The sequence below is a fragment of the Bacillus sp. AFS029637 genome, from assembly GCF_002584985.1.
Classification (GTDB): Bacteria; Bacillota; Bacilli; order Bacillales; family Bacillaceae_G; genus Bacillus_A.
In genome coordinates this window covers 93,477-115,224 of record NZ_NUPZ01000013.1, presented here as the reverse complement: position 1 = coordinate 115,224, position 21,748 = coordinate 93,477, and the positions used below count along the sequence as shown (strand labels likewise).

Below are 21,748 nucleotides of genomic sequence, written 5' to 3'. Positions count from 1 at the left end.
TATATTTTATTCTACAGTATTAATGAAAGAATGCTAGCTATGCATAAGAAATGTAATTGGCACAGTTTTTGCTTGTATTAAATGTAAGGAAGGGGATTGTATGTAAGGAATCTGTATTCGTAATAGTATAAAACGAGCTACTATTGCATTAGTGATTTTACATGTATTTATAGCGGAACTGTAAATACATACAAATAAGTATGTTCTGATATTAAAATTCAGAATTTTCTTTAAATAATTAAAGGGGGCAATGGCATGGTTAAATATTCAAAAATTTCTAAGTTGATTCTTGGTGTTGGACTAGTGACAATATCATGTAATGGTTTGCAAATTCAAGCAGAGACAAAAGAGAAAAATGTGAAGAACGTATTACAAATGGAGCCGGTAGGAATACAGAAATCCGTTGATGAGTTGGCGCACTCTTCAACAGTACAAGAAAATGCATCTTTTACAAAACGGTTAAAGTTAGCGGATTTATCGCAGCGTCCACTAGCACCAACCGATAATATTAAACCGTTAGCTGAAGAAAAAAAGTATTCGATGGCCGAACTAAATCAATTGAGCAACAAACAATTAACTGATCTTCTTGTGACGATTAAATGGTATCAAATTCCAGAATTATTTCAGTTTAATAGTGATAGTCTCAAGTTCTATCAAGATGATAGTCGAATGCAAGCAATCATTGATAAACTAGCAGAACAAGGTCAAACTTATACGAAAGATGATTCAAAAGGGATTGAAACATTAGTAGAAGCTCTACGTGCAGCATTTTATTTAGGTTTTTACCATGATGAATTAAGCAAACTAAATGAGCGTAGCTACCATGATAAATGTTTACCGGCTTTAAAAACAATTGCAAAAAATCCGAATTTCAAACTTGGTACATCAGAACAAAATAAAGTTATTTCATCATATGGAAAATTAATTGGAAATGCATCGGCTGATGTTGAAACGGTTTTATATGCAGGTGAAATTTTTAAACAATATAACGATAATCTTGGAACTTTCATTGAAGACTTCACGAAAGGGGACGCTATATATGAGTTGATGAAGGGAATTGACTATGATATTCAGACGTATATGTACACAAATGGAAAAGAGCCAAAAGATACGATGTGGTATCGAAATATTGATAACTTTATTAATGAGGTAAATCGTTTTGCACTAATTGGTACAGTAACAAATAAAAACGGCTGGTTAATTAATAATGGAATTTACTATGCTGGTCGATTGGGCAAGCTTCATAGTACACCAACAAAAGGTCAACAAGTTGTTACAGATGCAATGCGAATTTATCCATATTTAGGAGAGCAATATTTTGTTGCAGCAGAACAAATTACTACAAATTACGGTGGAGTAGATGCGAACGGAAAAACTGTAAATTTAGATCAAATTCGAGAAGATGGTAAAAAGAAATATTTACCGAAAACGTATACGTTTGATGATGGAGCAATTGTCTTTAAAGCTGGGGATAAAGTTAGCGAAGAGAAAATTAAACGTCTATACTGGGCGGCAAAAGAAGTTCGTTCTCAATTTTATCGTACAGTTGGTAGTGATAAACCACTTGAAAGTGGACATGCTGATGATGTATTAACGATGGTTATTTATAATAGTCCAGATGAGTATCAATTTAATCGCCAACTGTACGGATATGAAACGAATAATGGTGGGATTTATATTGAAGGAATAGGAACTTTCTTCACATATGAACGTACACCACAGCAAAGTATTTATAGTTTGGAAGAATTGTTCCGCCATGAATTTACACACTATTTACAGGGAAGATACGAGGTTCAGGGATTATGGGGCCAAGGAGAAATGTATCAAAATGAACGTTTAACATGGTTTGAAGAAGGGAATGCAGAGTTTTTTGCGGGTTCAACGCGATTAGATAGTGTAGTACCGCGAAAAAGTATAATTGGTGGATTATCTAATGATCCTGCAAAACGTTATACAGCATCACAAACATTAAATGCGAAATATGGAACGTGGGATTTTTATAATTATTCATTTGCACTGCAATCATATATGTATAATAAGCGACCTGAAATGTTCGATAAAGTGCATGATTTAATTCGCGCAAATGATATTTCAAATTACGATGCATACCGTGCTACATTAAGCAAAGATAATAAGTTAAATGAAGAATATCAATCTTATATGCAAATGCTTATTGATAATAGAGATAAGTATACAATTCCACAAGTATCAGATGAGTACTTAGCACAGCATGATCCAAAACCACTTTCGGATGTTGCAGCAGAAATCACAAATGAAGCAAAGTTAAAAGACGTGAAGGTAACAAAGAATAAATCACAATTCTTTAATACATTTACACTACAGGGGACATATACAGGAAATGCGTCTAAAGGAGAAATTGAGGACTGGAAAGTGATAAATGAAGCAACAAATGAAATGTTGAAACGTCTTTCAGGAAAAGAGTGGACTGGATATAAAACGTTGACTGCTTATTTTGTAAATTACCGTGTAAATAATGCTGGACAATTTGAATATGATGTTGTATTTAGCGGACTGAATACAGAAGAAGGTACGGCTGTAGAAAAAGAACCGAATAATTCATTTGATACAGCGAATCCACTATCTTTAAATACGTTACTAAGAGGAAACTTAAGCGATCAAGATCAGGTTGACCGATTTGTTATTGATGTAAAGGACCCAAAAGATTTACAAATTACTATTACGAACGAACAAAACATTGGATTGAACTGGGTACTATATTCTGAATCAGACTTAAATAATTATGTAACTTATGCAACAAAACGTGATGGAAACAAATTGCTTGGCAATTATAATGCAAAGCCAGGGAAATATTACTTAAGTGTATATAAGTATGGCGGTGGAACAGGAAATTATACAGTGCAAGTAAAATAATTTACTATAGTTTGTTTTGAAAGGCTACTTATTGCATTTTTTAGCTAAGTGAAGTAGTTTAATGTTATACATTAAACTACTTCAATATATCCCTGTTCTAATTATAGAACAGGAATATATTGGCTTTATATTTTAAAATTAAATAACCTCATTGGATTTTGACAAGAAAATAATTAATATAGATTTGAATTCTCATTCGTAAAGCATGTTTTAATCTTCTTAATGCTCTTTCATTTTTGTCTCAATGCTTGTTTTCAAATTAGTTGATACTTGATTGAAATACCCCAAAACTATCTTCCTAATATCATCGGATATAACTTTCAAATCACTAGCTAAGTTTTCAGCAAGGTGCTCTTTTTCTATCGATTGTAACTTGTCATAAAACTCACCAGCCTGCTGAAAGTCATCCTGTTTCGTTATAGGAGTTCTTTCAATTTTACCCTCAACATATCTTCCGTCACCGCTTGTTATTTGATTAGTAGGTGTCCAATTTTGTTGTTGGTTAATAGGTAATTTGCGGAATTCGGGACCAATTCTTCTTCTTTGTGAATCACTATAAATGTTAGCACGACCTTGCAGCATTTTATCATCTGATAGTTCTGCACCGTCTAGTAAATTAGAAGGGGAGAAGGACACTTTTTCTACTTGCTCCATATAATTTTCAGGATTTTTATTTAATACCATTTTACCGACTGGTATAAGAGGGTACGCCTTTTCATCCCATACTTTTGTATCATCTAAAGGATCATAAGAAAGATGTGCTTCATCTTTCGGATCCATGAGCTGGACATATAATCCATATTCCACTGGTTTACCATTTGCAATTGCATCATATAAATCTTTCCCGCTATAATCAGGATTTTCGGCAGCTAGCTTGTTTGCTTCCACACTATTAATGTATTGTACACCTTCAAATGGATACCAATGATACTTTACGTACTTTCGATTACCTTCAGCATTTCTCCAAACGTACGTATTTACACTATGCCCTGGGATGTGGCGAAAGCTTTTTGCCGTACCAGCATCAGAGTATAAATGGATAACAAAATGAATGGATTCGGGTGCTCTAGCGACAAAACTCCAAAATCTATCAGGGTCTATTAAGTTATTTTTAGGTGAAGGTAAGAGTGCTTTAATCGTTTCAGGGAAACGCATCGGATCACGAACAGAAAAGACAGGAATGTGATTACATAAAAGATCAAAAACACCATCATTTGTATAAAATTTTGTCGCAAAACCGCGTACATTTCTAGAAGTATCAGGAGTTCCTTTCGTACTAACGGCGAATGAAAACCGTACCATAACAGGAACTTTCTCATTAGGATTTTGTAGGAAGTTTAGTTTAGTATATTCGGACATCGGATAAATCGTTTGAAAATAACCGAATGCACCAAATCCTTTTGCATGAACAGGTCGTTCTAAAATTTTTTCGTGAATAAATTCTTGTAACGTTTCGTGCAGTACACTATCTTGTTTTAGAACAGGTCCACGTGAACCAACTGTTTGAGAGTGAAGTTTAGCTGGTTCAGTAAGTTCTCGATGTTTATTAAAGTCTTCTTCTAATAAATCTTTCCTATGTTTATCATATTTTTCATTCATCGATATAGCCTCCAAATTTTTTCGTCGATTGTTACTAGATATGATTTTTTAGCTTTGATTATGTATGACATGCAAAGTTCAAAATAGTAACAGACCGCTAGATGAAAAAAACGCGCATGTAGTGGACCTGTTGAAATAGAAGAAATTATGGAAAAATGAATATCGGGAAGAAAATTACTATGAAAATTTCAATCTTAAAAATGAATGTATACATGACTTTATAGAAAATGAACATAAATAAACAGGGAAAATAACTAGGAGGAATTTAAAATGTCGGATTGGTTTCAATTAGATAAAGAATATATGATGCCTACGTATTGTCGTACGAAGGTTGCAATAGAAAGAGGAGAAGGGTGTAAACTATATGATGTGGATGGTAAAGAGTATGTAGATTTGTTTTCTGGTGTGGGAGTGAATGTATTAGGCTACAACCACCCCAAAATTGTGCAAACGACAATGGAGCAAGTTACGAAATCGTTGCATCTACCGTTTCATTTTTTAAACCCAGTTGCGATTGAGTATGCAAAGAAATTAGTTGATAATTCTTTAGGAAATGGTAAGGTCTTCTATACAAATTCAGGTACGGAAGCGACAGAAACGACTTTGAAATTAATTGACAAATATAGAGCTATTACGAATGAAGAGCGCGATGGAGTTGTTGTGTTGAAAAATAGTTTCCACGGGCGTACGTTAGGGGCACTTCATTTTACAAGACAAGAAAATGTATATCAAAATTTTCCTAAAACATCTATTCCTGTATATGAAGTAGAGCGCGAAAATATAGAGCAATTAGAAGAAACAATCATAAATGAAAAGCCGATTGCAATTATGCTAGAGCCTGTTTTAGGAAGCGGCGGAATCTATCCTTTATCAAGTGAATATTTGCATAGTGTTCAACATCTTTGTGATACATATAATGTGATTCTTATCGTTGATGAAGTACAGAGTGGTATGGGGAGAACTGGAAAACTATTTGCTTATCAAAATTTCAATATTACACCGGATATTATTCAAATTGGTAAAGGAGCAGGGGGCGGGATACCGCTTGGAGGAATCATTGTAGGTGAAAAGCTATGTGATGTATTTTCACCAGGAGATCACGGAACAACGTTTGCTCATTCATCAATGGGAGCAGCTTTAGGTTTAACGGTATTAAATACATTGATTGATGATGGTTTAATGCAAGAAGCGTATGAAATGTCACATTATTTCAATGAAAAACTGCAAGGAATTCAAAAAGAAAACTCTTATTATGTTCAGGAAGTACGTCATGCTGGCATGATGTTTGGAATTAGTTTGAATGATACGAATGAAAATGTGAAGAAATTACAATCCATATTAATGGCTAAAGGGATGTTAGTCGATGTTACACAAGGGAATATCATCCGTTTACTTCCTCCTTATATAATTACAGAAAAGGAAATTGATGCATTTATTAATGAATTTATTTCCGTTATTCATAGTGTGGCAGCGATAGCAAGTGTTTAAAAATTTGGATGAAACTACAAATGTAAAAAGTACCGTATTTTTAATTCATACAGGAAGAAAATGGGGTGAAAAAAATAAATTTTTGTATTTAAATAAAAAGCTGAAAAAAGCACTCATACAGCGCTTCTTTCAGCTTTTTAAACTATTAAATTACTTAATAAAGGAAGCATCTCATTGGACAAATAATTAATTATGTGAAACAATAATAACAGATAAGGAGACGTTGTTTTTCCTTAAGTGCTTCGAATTAATTTTATTCAATAAGAGAAGGTGTGCTTAAAGAAGTTAAATTAAAAAGGAGCTGTTTTATTTTATGCAACAAAATAATGATTTAAATTTTGAACCTCAAGACGTTAATATTGTCAATCCTAAACAAGCCAGGAAAGCAGTTATTGCTACTGGTATTGGGAATGCAATGGAGTGGTTTGACTTTGGATTATACGCGTATTTAGCGGTTATTTTAAGTCAAATATTCTTCTCAGGTGTGGATAATAGTGGTTTGCAACTTGTACTTACATTTGGTACATTTGCAGCGGCCTTTCTCGTTCGACCAATCGGAGGTATTTTCTTTGGTAGAATAGGAGATAAGTATGGCCGAAAAATTGTTTTAAGTACAACTATTATTTTAATGGCACTTTCTACATTATTCATCGCATTACTACCAACCTATGAACAAATTGGTGTATGGGCACCAATACTACTTTTAGTTGCTCGAATGATTCAAGGCTTCTCTACAGGCGGCGAATATTCAGGAGCAATGGTTTATATCGCAGAATCTTCTCCAGATAAAAAGCGTGGTATACTCGGTAGTGGTCTTGAAATTGGAACACTCTCAGGTTACATTGCTGCTTCGGTAATTGTTACCATTTTGACGTTATTGTTAACAGATGAGCAAATGCTCAGCTGGGGATGGCGTATTCCTTTCTTAATAGCTGCACCAATTGGTTTGGTCGGTTTATATTTACGCCGTCATTTAGATGAATCTCCCATCTTTGAAGAGATGGAAAAAGCACAAGAGGAATCTGAAGACAATGAACAATTTTCATTTATGGATATATTAAAATATCACAAAAAAGACTTCTTATTAAGCACAATAATTGTCGCCTTCTTTAATATTACGAACTATATGATTCTTTCGTATATTCCTTCTTATCTAACTCAAGTACTAAAAGTCAAAGAAACAACTGGCTTATTAATTATTTCGATTACGATGGCACTTATGATTCCACTAGCGCTTTATTTCGGTAAGTTAAGTGATAAAATTGGTAATAAACGCGTCGTACAAATTGGTTTACTTGGTTTAACGGTATTTGCAATTCCGGCATTTTTACTAATAGGTAACGGACATATTGCAGCTATATTTGCAGGTGTTTTCGTATTAGGTTTCTTCCTAAGTGTGTATGAAGGAACATTACCTTCATTATTGCCATCGCTCTTTTTCACCGATGTACGTTATCGAGCACTTTCGATCTCCTTTAACATTTCTGTATCAATATTCGGTGGAACAACGCCGCTCGTATGTTCATACTTAGTTCATGCGACTGGTAACCCACTCGCACCGGCATTTTATTTAACTGGTGTAAGTATTATAGGATTAGTTGCATTTAGTGTACTTTTCGTTACAACATCAGGACGTGCGCTAAAAGGTTCATATCCTACAGTAGAAACAAAGAAAGAAGCACACTTAATTGCTAAAGAAGACCCTGAAGAAACACTTTGGTGGCATGAAGAGTCATTAGAAATTGAAGCAGGGAAGCATGCTTAAGTTATAAAAGTGACGTAGAAGTATATAAAAAAACTCCTATTTTTTAATAGGAGTTTTTTTATTACATTATTTCTTTCGTTTCTTCAAATTCTTCTGATATTCATAAAGCTTATGAACTTCTTCCTTAAATTCATGCAGAAGTACAGTGTTTTCTTCGTTTGAATAACGCACTGTATTATAAGCATCTATAATAATATGCTTCTCTATATTTACATCCTCTTCACTATTTATTCTCTCTAGCCAAGCCTCAACAGTTTCTCCTCGCTCCCGGTTTAAAGGAGTTGATAACTTACTTTCTAGTTTGAAAATTTCTTTTCGTATTTCGTTATGTGGCGGTTTGTTTCGTTTAAAACGTTTTTGATTCAGTCCTTCTCTATCAGTAATAATAGTAGATTCGAAGATAGGCATATTTGGTAAACTTAAATGTTTTCGTTTTTTTACTATTTTCCATACGACATAAATTGCAATGACTGTACAGACTATTATTGTAGCGCTATTTATGAGTATTGGATCAAAATCAGGAATTTTTTTCCCGTCTTCAATTTTTGGTTTTAAGAGATGTCCTTTATTTGCCCAAACATCTTCAGTATCTTTTAATTCCGCTGCTTTAATTAATGGCATTAAAGCATAGCCGACGCCTAATGCGACTACTTCCGTTATAAAACCAAAAATAAGTCGAATGAAAGGAAATACTTGAACAATTAATATACTCATTAAGCCAATCGTAATGATAGAAGTAAAACGTAATAGTTGTTGTTTGCGATTTGCCCCGGTTAACCAAAATGTAATCATAAGATGCAAGGCTAATATTAATAGTTTCCACAACGGTGGAAAGGGTGCATAAAATATAGCTGAAACGACAAACCATACAATACCACCTAAAGATTTTTGAACTGGATATCCAGGTCCGACCGCATGTACGATAAAGAAAAATAGTGGTAATATGATTGTGCCAAAAACAGAAAAAGGTAAAAATATTGAGAAAGCAACTATTTGAAGACCTAATAGTATTATAAATCCTGTCATTTTTTTATTCATAAATTTATGAATAAGAAATACTCCTACATAGCCTGTTGTTAAAAATATTGCAATACCAATTAGTTCATTTCTTTCTGTTAGTAATGAAAGCAGGAGGAGCAGAATGAAATCATGAATGTGATATAGCCAAGTTTTCAACTGGTTCCACCATCCCTTCATCATGAATGACAAATGTCGGTTGTGTTAAAAGAGGAAGTTCTTTTTTGTGCAAACCGAGAAAAATGATAGTTGATGATCGCTCTCTTTTTTTCATTACATAATGAAGAAATCCTTGTTTCGGAAGTAACGTACTATCATCTGAAATACGGGCTAATTCTTCTAAAGCTTTTGCATATTGCGTTTGTCCTTCATTTAACGGTATATGTAATGCACCACCTTCTGCTAATACACTAATAAATAATTCAAACGGTATTTGATGCTTCGTTGCATACTGGCAAATGTATGTTGCATATGAAATAAGTTCTTCTACATTATCTCTCCAACCAAAACCGCGATCAGCAGCTAAAGAAAGACAAATCGTCCAACTATAATTTTTTACAGGCTCATATTGCTTCGCTTGTAATGCTTGCATTTTAGCGGATGCTTTCCAATGAATAGAACGGAAAGACTCACGCTCGTAGCGCTTTACACCGATAATAGATGTTTCATCAGTGTAAAAAGAAAAATTCGTTCGATAAGAACCATGTAATAGTTGCTGAAGTTCTTGCAAACCTGCTACTTCTTTAGGAGAAGGATACACAATAATTTCAGTCCTTAATTTATCAAAAATAGGTAAATGTACAGTTAATAGATGAAATGGATCTTTTAAGACACATTCGAACTGTTCAATTTGAAACACACCACGTTTCGTTGCGGTTAATGTTAAATCCCATTTTTGCGCCGAATGTGCAGGTTGTGAAAATGGGAAAGAGAATAACGTTTTTGATATTTGTTCAATCCCTTGCTCTTTGTGCGGTATAAGGGATGGATTTAAATGAAAATAACAAACACCATTAACGAGTGGTATATTTGCTCCATTTTTTAAATGAATAAAAAACTGCCCAGATTCATCAGGAAAAAGCCGTGTTGTCTGTTTCTCATTTATAACTTGAAATTTTTTCTCTATGTAAGCGACATATTTGTAAATAAAAATCGCGAATAAATAATAGAAGAAAAAGAGAAACATAAGCATTCGTTGCGGGAAAAAGAATGTGAAAAGTAACGCGACTGGAACGGTTAGTTGAATAATATGAAGTTGAAAAAATAAAGGTACAGTTACAACGCGTTGCCCATTCATGCTTGTTCAATCTCCACGGGTACATCCACTTCTTTTAAAATCCTTTGCATAATTTCATTTTTTGTTGTGCGCAGGGCGCCTTCCATTGATAAGACGATACGGTGATTCCAAACGGAAGGAATTAAAAATTGTATATCTTCAGGCGTGCAATATTCTCTGCCGCGTAAAAAGGCTAATGCTTGAACTGCGCGCACTAAAGCTAAAGTGGCACGTGGGCTTACACCGTTAGCGATGTAATCGTGATGTCTTGTAGCGTGGGCAAGTTTAATTATGTAATGTTCTAACGGTTCGGATACGAATATTTCCTTTACTCGTTTCTGTGCTTCTAAAATATCTTCTAATGAAATGACAGATGTGACACTTTCTAACGGTGTATCATTACGAAAACGTCGCATCATTTGTAGCTCATCTTCTGGAGACGGATAGCCAATTGAAATTGTCATTAAAAAGCGATCAAGCTGTGCATCTGGAAGAGGGAACGTTCCTTGTGATTCAATTGGATTTTGCGTCGCAATAACAAAGAACGGTTTCGGAAGAGGCGTAGATTGTTTTTCAAGCGTCACTTGTCGTTCTTCCATTGCTTCTAACAAACTAGATTGTGTTCTCGGCATTGCGCGGTTAATTTCATCTGCCAGTAAAATGTTTGTCACGACTGGTCCAAGCCTTAACTCGAATTCGCTCGTTTTCGGATTAAAATATTCAATACCTGTTACATCACTCGGAAGTACATCAGGGGTAAACTGAACGCGCGAAAAATGACCACCAATACTTTTTGAAATTGTTTTCGCCAGTAACGTTTTCCCAGTGCCAGGCACGTCTTCAAGTAGTACATGTCCATCAGCAAGTAGTGAAACGAGTAGTAGATCAATAACATTTTCCTTACCAACAAAAACAGACCCTATATTTTCTTTTAATTTATGAATCATATGTAACATTCCTTTCATCATAAAAGAGTTAATATTTCTATATTTTAACAAATTATTCTGAAAATTGGAATGATTTTTCAATTTAAAGAAATGGATATTTAATTATTAAAATACAATTGCATATTTTGGAATATGATTATACAATATCGGTATATGATATATCGGAAGTCGATATATCATAAGGCGATGTATCGGAGGTAGTTATAATGAATGCGAAAGCACAAAAATATATTCCGTTAACTGAGGCAGCATATTACATACTATTGTCACTCGTGAAGCCAATGCACGGTTACGGAATTATGCAAATGGTAGAAGAGATGACGAATGGGGAAGTAAAGCTCGGTCCTGGTACTTTATATGGGAATACGACGAAGTTACTAAAAGAGAAGTTAATAATTGAAGTTGCTTCTACAGATAGAAAGAAGTGCTATGAGTTAACAACGTGTGGGAGAGAGGTACTAGAACTGGAGTACAAAAGATTACAGCGATCTGTGAAGAATGGAAATAGTATATTAGGGGAGTGAATGGATGATGGAGATAAAGAAGATATTCAAACCTTTCGCAGTATGGAGCTTAGAAAAAGAAGAAGCGTATCTACGTAAAATGCATCAACAAGGCTGGGCGTTACAAAAGTATAACGTAATGTATACGTTTAAGAAAACTGAGCCGAAAGATGTAGTATATAAGGCAGACTTTAGATTAGAGTATAAAGATTCGAAAGAAAAACAAAAAGAATATATTGAAATATATGAAATGTGTGGCTGGAAACATGTAACGAGTTTTGCGAAATGGAATTATTTTTGTAAAGAAGTAGAAGAGGAAAATGAGTTGCCAGATATATATTCAGAAAAGGAAACGAGGATACAAAAACTTACTGAGTTGTTACAGTTTTTTGTAATTATGTTTGTAACGATAATGCCAGCGCTTTACTTATGTTTTCTTGGACCATCAGAATCTAGAATTCCTTATATATTTAAAGGTATGATAGGATTTGTAGGTTGTATGTATTTATATATATTTATTAATGTATCTTGGAAGATTAAAAAGTTAAAAAATGAAATATTGTAACAAAGAGTGGATTTATTAAAGAAGATGGTTGTATATTGAATGGAAATCACCTTCTTTAATTTCTATATACCCTTGTTTTGTTAGATATTTTTTATATAATAAAACATTATATATTTAAGGCATAGAACTAACAGTTACAAAGATAATCCCAGTAATAATACCTAAAAAAATCATAAATGAAGAAGAAACAATTAATAATGAACTACCAATTAATATTATTTTATTAGATTTTTGATTTTTAAAATGGAAATAAAGTAAAAGGCCACAAACAGTAGACAGTATCCATAGAGCTAAACCATAAGGAGTCGAGATTTTCTTCCATTCGAAAATCCAAAAGTAAAAGATGACTATGTGACAAGTTAATAGTAGAAATGTAGATGGAATCACTAACTTTTTATTTAAAATCATTGTTTTCACCTCCCTTATGTAAATATTACCAGGAAAGTGTGAGGTTTAATATATAATAAGGAAGAAATATGTTTTATATTACCATATTAAAAGGAAAAAACCCCTTATAGAAAAATCTATTTCTATAAGGGGTAGTAATAATTTTAAGAGAAAGACTGATTTTGAGCAGGTTTAATAAATTGTTCTGGATTTTCAACAAGCCCGCATACAGCGCATTGGACGCGGTATGTAGGTCCTTGATAAGCCATATGAAAAACATTCATCGTTTCGTTTGTGTATTCTTCTTCTACTTGACCAGTTTGTGGATTTAACTTGACTGGTTTTACTTGTTGCTCAAGAATATTAAAGCGAGTACGGTTCGTTTTACAACTTGGACATAGCATTGGTTCCATATGTATACACCTCCATTTGTATCATTTCTAAAGTGCTTTGATTTTATGCAAGTAAAAAAACTTTCTCAATATAAATAGGTATTTAATGTATTTAAAATTCAGAAAAAATAAAATATAATAAAAATAAGAACTGGTTATGTCCAAACCAAATCTCCTGTTTTATGCCAATAAGCTGGGGGCCGAGAAATCGGCCTCATTTTTTTGTGCGTATGGAACAAGGTTATTTGAAAGATTTGTCGAATTTTTATGGGATAGATAAAGGGGGGTATAACATGAATTTAAAAATGAAATACATCATATTATATGTAGAAAAGTTTGAGGAATGTTTAAGATTCTATAAAGATACTTTACAGTTACCTATAAAAGCAGAGCACGGTACATATATTGAATTTCATACTGGATCAACAATTTTAGCGATGAATACGAGAGAAGATGTAAAGAAATTAACCGGATTACCGCTTACAGAAGGTGAATTACAGTCTTCTCATTTCGAATTAGGATTCGTTGTTGATAATGTACAAGAAACGATTGAGCAATTTAGAGAACAAGGTATCAAGATTTTAGTTGAACCAATTGTAAAGCCATGGGGGCAAATAATTGCATACATTGCTGATCCAGACGGTAATTATATTGAAATTTGCAGTTCATTAGAATAGAAGGAGAAAAAGAGATGGGGTTTCCGAAACTAGAAACAGAACGTTTACTATTAAGAGAACTTACACTACTAGATGCAGAAACGATGTTCCGTTATTTTTCGAAAGAATCTGTTATACGTTATTTCGGAATGGATTCTTTCGAAAATATTGAGCAAGCGAAAATGACGATTCAAACGTTTAAAAATCGTTATGAAGAAGGAAGTGTGTTTCGCTGGGGAATCGAGAAAAAGGGGACGGGCCAACTAATCGGAACGTGCGGTTTTCATTTAATTAACAATCATCATAAAAGAGCTGAAATTGGTTATGAATTAGACGATACATATTGGGGAAAGGGATATGCATCAGAAGCACTTCAGGCCATTTTAACTTATGGATTTGAATCGTTACAGCTCATAAGAATTGCCGCTGTTGTATATGTAGAAAATAAAGCTTCGCAAAAATTGTTAAAAAAAGCAGGGTTTCAAGAAGAAGGATTACTTCGAAAACATATGATTCAAAATGGAGTTGCCCATGATACAATTTTATATTCTTTATTAAAAGAAGAGTGGCAGAAGTAATGAGTACGAACGAACTTATAACTATTATGAAGAAGCATAGGGAAAATAGATTCATTTTAGGAATAGATGGTTTAAGCCGTTCGGGCAAAACAACATTCGTAGCAAATTTAAAGGGAAATATGAAACAAGAAGGTATTCCGTTTCATATTTTTCATATGGATGATCATATAGTGGAGCGTAATAAACGTTATCATACAGGAGAGGAAGAATGGTTTGAGTATTACCATTTACAATGGGATATTAAATGGCTTCAGCAGAAATTTTTTCAGAAGTTACAGCATGAAACAAATTTGAAATTGCCTTTCTATCACGATGAAACAGACTTGTGTGAAATGAAAAAAGTACAGATCCCTATCGTAGGCGCAATTGTAGTGGAAGGAGTTTTTCTGCAGCGAAAAGAATGGAGAGATTTCTTTCACTATATGGTGTATTTGGATTGCCCAAGAGAGACAAGGTTTCTTCGCGAGAGTGAGGAAACGCAGAAGAAGCTTTCAAAGTTTCAAAATAGGTATTGGAAAGCAGAGGATTATTATTTGGAAATGGAATTGCCGAAGAATAGGGCGGATTTAGTCATATGTAACGATATTAAATAGAGGGTGCCAAAAATAAGTTTTTCAAGTAGTTATTCGTAAAGAGCTATCAATTTTATTAAAGACTGTATCTTTCAATTTAAAGGTACAGTTTTTATTTTTTTGAGCTATTCCATACTTGATAGCTATTTCTATTATCGATATTGTTAAAAATGGAATAGTTAGAAAATTCTTCTTTAGACATAAGTAAAGTATTAGAAGTGAAATGTTTTACTACTGTTCCATGTTTGGTAGGGAAAAAGAATAAATCATATTCAGGTAGAAATTGTTAAATCTATGTATTTAGTATATTCGTTTCTATATGTATACTATTCATTAAAAATCACCTCTAGTTTGTATTCTATAATAGTAGTTTAAATGCCTTTTTAATATGCAGAAAAAACAATAATAGCTGTTATTACGTTTGAAAATATAGGGAATATTATTCAGTATTTGTAAGTAATCGTGTTATTCTAAAGATAGATTTCTATAAAGCGAGTGATCATATGAGTATTTTCATTTTAGAAGATGATGTCATACAAGCGCAGCAAATGAAGCGGCTAGTTGAGGAGATTTGTGAAAAGTATATGTTGCCTTACGATTTTATTGAGGTAACTAGTAAAAGTGAAAACATTATTCATAACATTTCAAGGACGAAGTATGTCCCAATCTATTTTTTAGATATAGAGATAAAAAGAGAAGAACGGAAGGGTTTGCAAGTAGCACAAGAAATACGAAAGTATGATACGCAAGGGATTATTGTGTTTGTAACGACGCATTCTGAATTTGCACCCATATCTTATCGATACATGGTATCTGCTTTAACTTTTATTGATAAAGGTTTGCCATACGAAGAGCGATATAAGGTGTTTGAAGAATGTTTACTTCAATATGAAGCGCGTAATAAGCATATCATTCCACCTGATGACTTTATTGTTGAAAATAATAATGCGACTGTGAAAGTTCCATTTCATGAAGTTGAATATATTATGACCGATGAACCACACCGTTTAGCATTAGTGACGCTAGATCGTAACGTTTATTTTTACGGGACATTAAAGGAGATTGAAATAATAGATGAACGCTTATTTCGTTGCCATCAATCCTACGTCGTGAATACGAAGCAAATGTCTTCTTATGATGCAAAGCAAAAAATGATGATTTTAAAAAGTGGAAAACGTATCCCAGTATCACGTCGTTTAGTGAGTAAAGTACGTAACATGTTAAAGGGTGAGATGTAATGTATATTTATGATTTATTTGCACTACTGCTTACAAGTATGAGTCATACATTTTTATACATTCAATTAATTCGGTACAACAGATTGTCATATAGAATGTTAGTGACTTTAAGTGCTGTATTTATTGTTTTACTTGCAGTTGTTGTAACAGTGACTAGATATCCAGAGTTAAATAGCACAATTGTTTTATTTCTTATAAGCTTAGGATTAATGCAAAATGAATTGAAATTTATGCGGAATTTATATTTTGCACTAGTGAGTATGGTTATTATAACTTTAGTGAAAATGCTGCTTCTTGATTTAGGAATGAAACTATTTATGTTAACGCCACTCAATTTATATCTATGGACAGGTAGCATTATTCATCTTATCGTATCCAGTATTACTTTTATCGGTATTATTTTAGCTCGTAAAAGAATTCAAAAAATTGCTCAATATATAGTAGGAAGTCCACTATATTATGTAACGTATATATTACTAATTATTGGATTCATAATTGAACTAATTTTAACAAGGCCATCTACTCATTTTTTAGCAAAGTTAAATCAACAATATGGTGAATTAAGTTATATAGCAGCGATAATTTTATTTTTATTATTAGTAATCATTGTATTAATAAGCTCACATTTATCGAAAGAAAAGTTACTAGAAGAACATGAAAAGCGTTTGGACAAAGAGTTATTAGATTATGTGGAGAAATTAGAGGATATGCATGATGAACTTGCTAGTTTCCGCCATGATTATATGAATGTGTTATTGGCGTTAGAAGAGGGGATACGCACAAAGAATGTGAAAGAAATCGAACGAGTGTACGGCGAAGTTATTACTCCCACATTAAACTTAATAAATAATCATGAATTAGATATCGCGAAATTATCGCGAATTCAAATTTCTGAAGTGAAAAGTGTATTAAGAGCGAAAGTTGGTACGGCACAGCAACAACAAATAAAAGTAATGCTTGATATTCCAGATAAAATCGAAACAGTGTCGATGCCAATTATTCCATTTATTCGTATCATTTCTGTTTTATTAGATAACGCAATTGAAGAAGCAATACATAGCGAGGAAAAGGTACTGCAAATTGCTTTATTTGAAATGGATACAAAACAATATTTTGTTGTGCGTAATAGTTCTCATTATAAAGAACTGGATCTACAAAAAATATATGAGAAGAACTATTCGAGTAAAGAAGGGGAAAGAGGATACGGATTATTCTCATTAAAACGTATTATAAATAAAACAAACAATGCAACGTTAGAAACGACTTATACAAACCCTTATTTCACCCAAACTTTCATCTTAAAAGACATGAGATGACCATTTATGATGAAAATGAAACCGAATAGGAAATAACTACATACTTTCTTCACTTGTTTTTATACACTTCAAGTAAGAGGTGAAGCGAGATGAATGGTCTTATTTTTACAGCGTTTATCAGCATAGGATTACCGCTTGTTGCACTTATATATGCCTTTTGGAAGAAACGCTATATCCCGTATATATTGGGTACATTGGCTTTTGTTGTATCACAAGTGTTAATTCGCATACCGATACTAAATTATTTAAATGGAAATAGCACAGCTTTTTCTATGTTTAGTATGATGCAGCCTGTATTATTTGCGATTTTGCTTAGTTTATCAGCTGGAGTTTTTGAAGAGGTAGCTCGTTTTATCGCAATGCGTTATTTTATGAAACAGCGTGATTGGCAATCTGGCTTTCTATTCGGAGCAGGACACGGTGGTATTGAAGCGATATTAATAGTTGGTATTCCAGTATTATCTCTATTATTATCGCAAACAGTTAGTGGAAATATGGATAGTTATTTTGTCGGCGGAATTGAACGTTTCTTTGCGATGTTACTCCATATTGGACTTTCCTTCATTGTATTGCAAGCTGTCGTTCAGAAGAAATTTCGATATGTTATTATTGCCATTCTCATCCATGGAGTTGTAAATACATTAGCTAGCACGATCTCGCTATATGTACCAGGTGAAAGTGGGATAATTGCTGTTGAGGTTTCAATAGCAATAAGCGCTTTACTTGTATTTAGTTATAGTTTTATTTTAAAAAGAAAGGGTGTATTAAAATGAAAAGAATGTTACTCATTATTATAAGTGCTATCGCGGCGTTTGCACTTGCAGCATGTACGGGAAATAAAGTAGATGAAAGTACGTCAAAAAAATTTATTCCGAAGGCGGAAGAAATTGTATTACTATTAAACGAAGCGAAGTATAAAGAAGTGCATGACAACTTTGATAGTAAAATGAAAACAGGGTTATCAGAAGAAAAAATGAAAGAGCTTACACCAGTAATTGAGAAAGCTGGTACGTTCGAAAAAATTGAGAAAAAGTCGATTGAAGAAAAAGATGGTTTATATACTGTTATTCTTGTAGCAAAGTATAGTAAAGAACAACGTACCTTTATCATAACTTATAATGATAAAGAAGAAATAGCAGGGCTGTATATTAAATAGAAATATAATGGCAGATAAAGTGGTAGTGTCCACTTTATCTGCTTTTGTTTCATCCAATTTTTGGTTATTCGTGCTAAAATTATTTCATAATGATTTAGAAGGGGGATGATGGGATGAACACTGAAATAGTTCCCCAAAAGAAGTACAGTATAATAAGCTATATATCTTTACTCATCGGCATTTTGTGTTTTTTATTCGTTTTTATTACACCGACAAGGATAGCGAATGCAGGTAATATAGTGGGAGACTATATTACAGTTGCCCTGACAGTTGCAGGTATCATACTTTCTGTCATTACAATGACGAAAAAAACAGAGAAGAAAGCAATTGCAATTGTCTCATTAATACTTTCCTCATCTTTCTTTATTTTTTGGATTATTACGATTATCTTATTGTTTACTGGTCAAATTAGTTTTGCGCCGTAATGTGCAATAAAAAGAGTCCTTCTTGTATGAAGGACTCTTTTTATTCGCTCTCTTCTGGTCGATATTCTAAAATATCCCCAGGTTGGCACTCTAATGCTTTACAAATTGCTTCTAAAGTGGAAAACCGAATTGCTTTTGCTTTTCCATTTTTCAAAATAGAAAGGTTAGCCATTGTAATACCAACTTTATCAGTCAGCTCTGTTACGCTCATTTTCCGTTTAGCAAGCATTACATCAATATTAATTATTATTGCCATATGTATCACCTCAGACTGTTAAATCGTTTTCTGATTTTATATCTATCGCATCTTGTAAAAGCCTTTGGAGAACGGCAGCAAAGACCGCGATAACCATTGATGCAAGAATCATGATCATGCCAATAATGATAAAGCCTGGAGCATCATCTCTCTCCGCAATGAGATAAAAGAGTGGCATGCCTAATACGTACAAGACGCTGATTGTTAAAGCACAGTTTTTTATGTTTTTTAAAGCGCTAACAGACAATTCCGAGAAAGCATTATTTTTATCAATATAGCTTAAAAGTTTAAAAGCTTGATACAGGGCGTAGTAAAAAGGGATAGCCGTTGCATATAAATTGATAAAGACAAGATATTTTATAAATGCAATATCGGGATACAACTCAGCTGCGAAATTCCCAATTTTAGGAACCAAAAATATACACATAGCTAGAACAGGGATTCCAATTAGAATCACAACGGTTTTTAAAAAGAGTGTGGACCCTTGTTTCATAAAAAGCACCTCATTTATTTAATATCTTTTAAATTTAACATAAAATTTATCGTTTAACAATAAATTTTTATTTATTATAATCATGTTTTTATTGTTAAATAATTTTTAGATTTAAATGAATATAATCGTTTCTTATTTCTGTAAATGATGTTATGTTAAAAGTAATGATTAATCCTTTTGTATATTAAGAGTTTTTAGAAAATCAATATTTTGCGTAATTTGATGAGGTGTTAATAAAATGAAATCTTACACACAATTTGAACGAAGAAAACACATACTAGATGAGTTAGAAAAGTATAATCGAGTGATGGTAAATGATTTAGCGAAGGTATTAAATGTTACAACAGAAACGATACGAAGAGATTTAGATATGTTGCACAAGGAAGGGCAGCTTACGAAAATACATGGTGGGGCAATTAAGAAAAAAGATCAATCACTAGAATTTCATTTTGATAAACGTCGATCTGAAAATATTGAAGAAAAACGAAAAATTGCAATGGAAGCGAGTAAAATCGTAGAAGATAATGATATTATCGCAATTGAAATTGGGACAACTACAATGCAAATTTTAGATTACATATACGATAAAAAGAATTTGACGATTTTAACAAACTCGATACCAGCTGTAAATAAAATTATTGAGCTGAAAGAACAGTATGATTCCTTTGATTGCAGGTTAATAGTCATAGGGGGAATATTGAATACAAATTCATTAGCATTGTCTGGAGAAATGACGTTAAACTATCTTGATCATTTCACTGTTAATAAGTTATTTGCTTCTTGTGATGGCATTTCATTAGAAAAAGAACTAACATGTTCGTATATTGAAGATGCACAAATATTTAAGCAGCTAAAGAATAATGCAAAACAAGTTGTAATGATGGCTGATGAGTCAAAGTTTAATTTAACAAAGTTTTATAAAAGCGGGAGTTTTAGTGATATAGATGCATTATATACGAATGCAAAGCTTGATGAAGCGTGGGAAAGTGTGTTAACAAGTAATGGGGTTGAAGTAATAACAATATAGAAAAATGAAAAGAAGGCGAATTAGTGGGCTTGGATATAGTATTACATCAGGAACCAATTAATACTGAAATCATAATTCAAGAAGAACAAGTAGAACCTTAGAATAATTTCCGCTAACGAATTTTAAAACAACTAGTATCTTTTATGAGGAGCTAGTTGTTTTTTTTGTTTGTTTTTTGTTAAAGCTATTTCTTAATCCGTTGAGAAATAGCTTTATTTTTGTTTATATGTTGTTTTATTTTGTTAATTTGTTGTTTTTACAATTAGTTAACAAATTAACAACATTGTGTTAATAATATACCCGTACAATATGAATTAGGAGGTGGCAAGAATGCAAATAAAACTATCAAAAGCTGTGTTCTTTTTACTACCAGTTGGAATACCTCTAATTTTGTTTTGGATTATTCCGAATTTCATTAGTTTAGGTATTAGTTTTACTGATTGGGATTTTATGACGAATGATTTTAACTTTGTTGGTTTAGAAAACTATTTTAATTTATTTACACAAGATTCTTTTATGCAAGCATTGCTCAATACGTTTTATTTCGGAATTGGAACAGTCATTCCAACAATTGCATTGGGCTTAGGTTTCGCATTATTCTTCCGAAAAAAATTTAAAGGTTCTGCATTGTACCAATTAATGATCTTTTCACCTTGGGTAACGCCAACAATAGCTGTATCCATTGTGTGGTCACTCCTATATGAACCTCAATTTGGAGTTATTAATAAAGTGCTAAACTTTTTCGGAATACCAGGTTTGGACTGGCTTCAAAGTAGTCAAACAGCGATGTTAGCAGTCATTATAATGACAGTTTGGAAATTAGTTGGTTGGACGATGATCTTCTATATCGGCGCACTAGAAAAAGTTCCAGATAGTTTATATGAAGCAGCTAGTATTGATGGAGCAAATGCATGGCAGAAATTTCGATATGTAACACTGCCAATGGTTTCATCAACAACTTTCTTCTTAGTTGTCGTCAATACAATTTCTTCGGTGCAGGCTTACGATCAAATAAAAATCTTAACACAAGGTGGACCTAGTGGTTCTACGCGTACGTTACTTTATTTATTCTTCCAACAAGGGTTTGAACAGTTTGATATGGGATCTGCAACAGCAATCGCATTTATCATACTAATTATTACAATTCTACTATCTGTTGTAAACAAAATAATAGGTGACAAGTGGGTGAACTATTAAGGT

Annotated in this window: 24 protein-coding genes; 16 read left to right on the top strand and 8 right to left on the bottom strand. The window is 33.0% G+C overall.

Translation table 11 applies throughout. The features are described from left to right. The first annotated feature begins 255 nt into the window (after positions 1 to 255). On the top strand, positions 256 to 2,892 hold the full coding sequence (gene colA / locus COE49_RS05475) for a collagenase ColA (RefSeq protein ID WP_098840734.1): 2,637 nt from the start codon (positions 256 to 258) through the stop codon (positions 2,890 to 2,892). 219 nt (positions 2,893 to 3,111) lie between these two features. Here the strand turns inward: colA and COE49_RS05470 are convergent, their stop codons facing one another. Next, positions 3,112 to 4,491 (bottom strand): catalase, encoded by a 1,380-nt coding sequence (locus COE49_RS05470; protein WP_098840733.1) that lies wholly within the window; start codon positions 4,489 to 4,491, stop codon positions 3,112 to 3,114. A gap of 270 nt (positions 4,492 to 4,761) precedes the next feature. Between COE49_RS05470 and COE49_RS05465 the strand changes: the two genes are divergently transcribed. The 3 genes from COE49_RS05465 to COE49_RS05455 all read left to right on the top strand — a co-directional run bounded on the left by COE49_RS05465 (position 4,762) and on the right by COE49_RS05455 (position 7,744). Continuing rightward, positions 4,762 to 5,979 carry an aspartate aminotransferase family protein gene (locus tag COE49_RS05465; RefSeq protein ID WP_088229494.1) on the top strand — a complete coding sequence of 406 codons (1,218 nt, stop codon included), beginning with the start codon at positions 4,762 to 4,764 and terminating at the stop codon, positions 5,977 to 5,979. Positions 5,980 to 5,983: 4 nt separating this feature from the next. Then, on the top strand, positions 5,984 to 6,169 hold the full coding sequence (locus COE49_RS05460; RefSeq protein WP_088229493.1) for a hypothetical protein: 186 nt from the start codon (positions 5,984 to 5,986) through the stop codon (positions 6,167 to 6,169). 123 nt (positions 6,170 to 6,292) lie between these two features. Continuing rightward, positions 6,293 to 7,744, top strand: coding sequence for an MFS transporter (locus tag COE49_RS05455; RefSeq protein ID WP_088229492.1), 1,452 nt, complete (start codon positions 6,293 to 6,295; stop codon positions 7,742 to 7,744). 66 nt (positions 7,745 to 7,810) lie between these two features. Here the strand turns inward: COE49_RS05455 and COE49_RS05450 are convergent, their stop codons facing one another. The 3 genes from COE49_RS05450 to COE49_RS05440 are packed head-to-tail and all read right to left on the bottom strand — an operon-like array spanning position 7,811 to position 10,984. Further along, positions 7,811 to 8,920 (bottom strand): DUF4018 domain-containing protein, encoded by a 1,110-nt coding sequence (locus COE49_RS05450; RefSeq protein WP_088229491.1) that lies wholly within the window; start codon positions 8,918 to 8,920, stop codon positions 7,811 to 7,813. Next, a complete protein-coding gene (locus tag COE49_RS05445; RefSeq protein WP_088229490.1) occupies positions 8,892 to 10,058 on the bottom strand; it encodes a DUF58 domain-containing protein in 1,167 nt (388 codons plus the stop codon). Before COE49_RS05445 ends, COE49_RS05450 begins: the two co-directional genes overlap by 29 nt. Next, a complete protein-coding gene (locus tag COE49_RS05440; RefSeq protein ID WP_088229489.1) occupies positions 10,055 to 10,984 on the bottom strand; it encodes an AAA family ATPase in 930 nt (309 codons plus the stop codon). Before COE49_RS05440 ends, COE49_RS05445 begins: the two co-directional genes overlap by 4 nt. 206 nt (positions 10,985 to 11,190) lie before the next feature. Between COE49_RS05440 and COE49_RS05435 the strand changes: the two genes are divergently transcribed. Continuing rightward, entirely contained in the window at positions 11,191 to 11,508 is a 318-nt protein-coding gene (locus tag COE49_RS05435) for a PadR family transcriptional regulator (RefSeq protein ID WP_088229488.1), read from the top strand. 7 nt (positions 11,509 to 11,515) lie between these two features. Next, positions 11,516 to 12,052 carry a DUF2812 domain-containing protein gene (locus tag COE49_RS05430; protein ID WP_071711860.1) on the top strand — a complete coding sequence of 179 codons (537 nt, stop codon included), beginning with the start codon at positions 11,516 to 11,518 and terminating at the stop codon, positions 12,050 to 12,052. 114 nt (positions 12,053 to 12,166) lie between these two features. Here COE49_RS05430 and COE49_RS05425 read toward each other — a convergent pair whose 3' ends face one another. Beyond that, entirely contained in the window at positions 12,167 to 12,460 is a 294-nt protein-coding gene (locus COE49_RS05425; RefSeq protein ID WP_088229487.1) for a hypothetical protein, read from the bottom strand. 143 nt (positions 12,461 to 12,603) lie between these two features. Beyond that, positions 12,604 to 12,852 carry a DNA alkylation repair protein gene (locus COE49_RS05420; protein ID WP_088229486.1) on the bottom strand — a complete coding sequence of 83 codons (249 nt, stop codon included), beginning with the start codon at positions 12,850 to 12,852 and terminating at the stop codon, positions 12,604 to 12,606. 272 nt (positions 12,853 to 13,124) lie between these two features. Here COE49_RS05420 and COE49_RS05415 point away from each other — a divergent pair, with 272 nt between their 5' ends. The 8 genes from COE49_RS05415 to COE49_RS05375 all read left to right on the top strand — a co-directional run bounded on the left by COE49_RS05415 (position 13,125) and on the right by COE49_RS05375 (position 18,772). Next, positions 13,125 to 13,508 (top strand): VOC family protein, encoded by a 384-nt coding sequence (locus COE49_RS05415; protein WP_088229485.1) that lies wholly within the window; start codon positions 13,125 to 13,127, stop codon positions 13,506 to 13,508. A 14-nt stretch (positions 13,509 to 13,522) separates the two neighbouring features. Then, the gene (locus COE49_RS05410; protein ID WP_088229484.1) at positions 13,523 to 14,065 is read left to right on the top strand and encodes a GNAT family N-acetyltransferase; all 543 of its coding nucleotides are present in this window, start codon (positions 13,523 to 13,525) and stop codon (positions 14,063 to 14,065) included. Further along, positions 14,065 to 14,658, top strand: a complete 594-nt coding sequence (locus COE49_RS05405) for a kinase (protein WP_088229483.1) — start codon at positions 14,065 to 14,067, stop codon at positions 14,656 to 14,658. The genes COE49_RS05410 and COE49_RS05405 overlap by 1 nt, the downstream gene beginning before the upstream one ends. 482 nt (positions 14,659 to 15,140) lie before the next feature. Then, on the top strand, positions 15,141 to 15,875 hold the full coding sequence (locus COE49_RS05395; protein WP_088229482.1) for a LytR/AlgR family response regulator transcription factor: 735 nt from the start codon (positions 15,141 to 15,143) through the stop codon (positions 15,873 to 15,875). Continuing rightward, on the top strand, positions 15,875 to 17,191 hold the full coding sequence (locus tag COE49_RS05390; RefSeq protein ID WP_098253430.1) for a GHKL domain-containing protein: 1,317 nt from the start codon (positions 15,875 to 15,877) through the stop codon (positions 17,189 to 17,191). The genes COE49_RS05395 and COE49_RS05390 overlap by 1 nt, the downstream gene beginning before the upstream one ends. An 89-nt stretch (positions 17,192 to 17,280) precedes the next feature. Continuing rightward, a complete protein-coding gene (locus COE49_RS05385; protein ID WP_088229480.1) occupies positions 17,281 to 17,964 on the top strand; it encodes a YhfC family glutamic-type intramembrane protease in 684 nt (227 codons plus the stop codon). After that, positions 17,961 to 18,347 (top strand): DUF3887 domain-containing protein, encoded by a 387-nt coding sequence (locus tag COE49_RS05380; RefSeq protein ID WP_088229479.1) that lies wholly within the window; start codon positions 17,961 to 17,963, stop codon positions 18,345 to 18,347. Before COE49_RS05385 ends, COE49_RS05380 begins: the two co-directional genes overlap by 4 nt. 113 nt (positions 18,348 to 18,460) lie before the next feature. Then, positions 18,461 to 18,772, top strand: coding sequence for a hypothetical protein (locus COE49_RS05375; RefSeq protein WP_088229478.1), 312 nt, complete (start codon positions 18,461 to 18,463; stop codon positions 18,770 to 18,772). Positions 18,773 to 18,812: 40 nt separating this feature from the next. On the opposite strand, the gene COE49_RS05370 is transcribed toward COE49_RS05375, so the two are convergent. Continuing rightward, complete coding sequence (locus COE49_RS05370) at positions 18,813 to 19,028, bottom strand: helix-turn-helix domain-containing protein (RefSeq protein ID WP_088229477.1); 216 nt, start codon at positions 19,026 to 19,028, stop codon at positions 18,813 to 18,815. Between the two features lie 10 nt (positions 19,029 to 19,038). Beyond that, positions 19,039 to 19,521 carry a DUF2975 domain-containing protein gene (locus tag COE49_RS05365; protein WP_088229476.1) on the bottom strand — a complete coding sequence of 161 codons (483 nt, stop codon included), beginning with the start codon at positions 19,519 to 19,521 and terminating at the stop codon, positions 19,039 to 19,041. Positions 19,522 to 19,759: 238 nt separating this feature from the next. Here COE49_RS05365 and COE49_RS05360 point away from each other — a divergent pair, with 238 nt between their 5' ends. Then, positions 19,760 to 20,548, top strand: a complete 789-nt coding sequence (locus COE49_RS05360; protein WP_088229475.1) for a DeoR/GlpR family DNA-binding transcription regulator — start codon at positions 19,760 to 19,762, stop codon at positions 20,546 to 20,548. Positions 20,549 to 20,878: 330 nt separating this feature from the next. After that, positions 20,879 to 21,745 (top strand): carbohydrate ABC transporter permease, encoded by an 867-nt coding sequence (locus tag COE49_RS05355; protein WP_088229474.1) that lies wholly within the window; start codon positions 20,879 to 20,881, stop codon positions 21,743 to 21,745. The last annotated feature ends 3 nt before the right edge of the window (positions 21,746 to 21,748 follow it).

What these genes read in the sequence shown, in the direction of transcription:
- COE49_RS05405 (WP_088229483.1), top strand. Translation starts at nt 14,065, where the DNA reads ATGAGTACGAACGAACTTATAACTATTATGAAGAAGCATAGGGAAAAT.
- COE49_RS05415 (WP_088229485.1), top strand. Translation starts at nt 13,125, where the DNA reads ATGAATTTAAAAATGAAATACATCATATTATATGTAGAAAAGTTTGAG.
- colA (WP_098840734.1), top strand. Translation starts at nt 256, where the DNA reads ATGGTTAAATATTCAAAAATTTCTAAGTTGATTCTTGGTGTTGGACTA.
- COE49_RS05360 (WP_088229475.1), top strand. Translation starts at nt 19,760, where the DNA reads ATGAAATCTTACACACAATTTGAACGAAGAAAACACATACTAGATGAG.
- COE49_RS05470 (WP_098840733.1), bottom strand. Translation starts at nt 4,491, where the DNA reads ATGAATGAAAAATATGATAAACATAGGAAAGATTTATTAGAAGAAGAC.
- COE49_RS05370 (WP_088229477.1), bottom strand. Translation starts at nt 19,028, where the DNA reads ATGGCAATAATAATTAATATTGATGTAATGCTTGCTAAACGGAAAATG.
- COE49_RS05445 (WP_088229490.1), bottom strand. Translation starts at nt 10,058, where the DNA reads ATGAATGGGCAACGCGTTGTAACTGTACCTTTATTTTTTCAACTTCAT.
- COE49_RS05465 (WP_088229494.1), top strand. Translation starts at nt 4,762, where the DNA reads ATGTCGGATTGGTTTCAATTAGATAAAGAATATATGATGCCTACGTAT.
- COE49_RS05435 (WP_088229488.1), top strand. Translation starts at nt 11,191, where the DNA reads ATGAATGCGAAAGCACAAAAATATATTCCGTTAACTGAGGCAGCATAT.
- COE49_RS05390 (WP_098253430.1), top strand. Translation starts at nt 15,875, where the DNA reads ATGTATATTTATGATTTATTTGCACTACTGCTTACAAGTATGAGTCAT.
- COE49_RS05380 (WP_088229479.1), top strand. Translation starts at nt 17,961, where the DNA reads ATGAAAAGAATGTTACTCATTATTATAAGTGCTATCGCGGCGTTTGCA.
- COE49_RS05385 (WP_088229480.1), top strand. Translation starts at nt 17,281, where the DNA reads ATGAATGGTCTTATTTTTACAGCGTTTATCAGCATAGGATTACCGCTT.
- COE49_RS05355 (WP_088229474.1), top strand. Translation starts at nt 20,879, where the DNA reads ATGCAAATAAAACTATCAAAAGCTGTGTTCTTTTTACTACCAGTTGGA.
- COE49_RS05395 (WP_088229482.1), top strand. Translation starts at nt 15,141, where the DNA reads ATGAGTATTTTCATTTTAGAAGATGATGTCATACAAGCGCAGCAAATG.
- COE49_RS05430 (WP_071711860.1), top strand. Translation starts at nt 11,516, where the DNA reads ATGGAGATAAAGAAGATATTCAAACCTTTCGCAGTATGGAGCTTAGAA.
- COE49_RS05410 (WP_088229484.1), top strand. Translation starts at nt 13,523, where the DNA reads ATGGGGTTTCCGAAACTAGAAACAGAACGTTTACTATTAAGAGAACTT.
- COE49_RS05455 (WP_088229492.1), top strand. Translation starts at nt 6,293, where the DNA reads ATGCAACAAAATAATGATTTAAATTTTGAACCTCAAGACGTTAATATT.
- COE49_RS05440 (WP_088229489.1), bottom strand. Translation starts at nt 10,984, where the DNA reads ATGATTCATAAATTAAAAGAAAATATAGGGTCTGTTTTTGTTGGTAAG.
- COE49_RS05420 (WP_088229486.1), bottom strand. Translation starts at nt 12,852, where the DNA reads ATGGAACCAATGCTATGTCCAAGTTGTAAAACGAACCGTACTCGCTTT.
- COE49_RS05425 (WP_088229487.1), bottom strand. Translation starts at nt 12,460, where the DNA reads ATGATTTTAAATAAAAAGTTAGTGATTCCATCTACATTTCTACTATTA.
- COE49_RS05375 (WP_088229478.1), top strand. Translation starts at nt 18,461, where the DNA reads ATGAACACTGAAATAGTTCCCCAAAAGAAGTACAGTATAATAAGCTAT.
- COE49_RS05365 (WP_088229476.1), bottom strand. Translation starts at nt 19,521, where the DNA reads ATGAAACAAGGGTCCACACTCTTTTTAAAAACCGTTGTGATTCTAATT.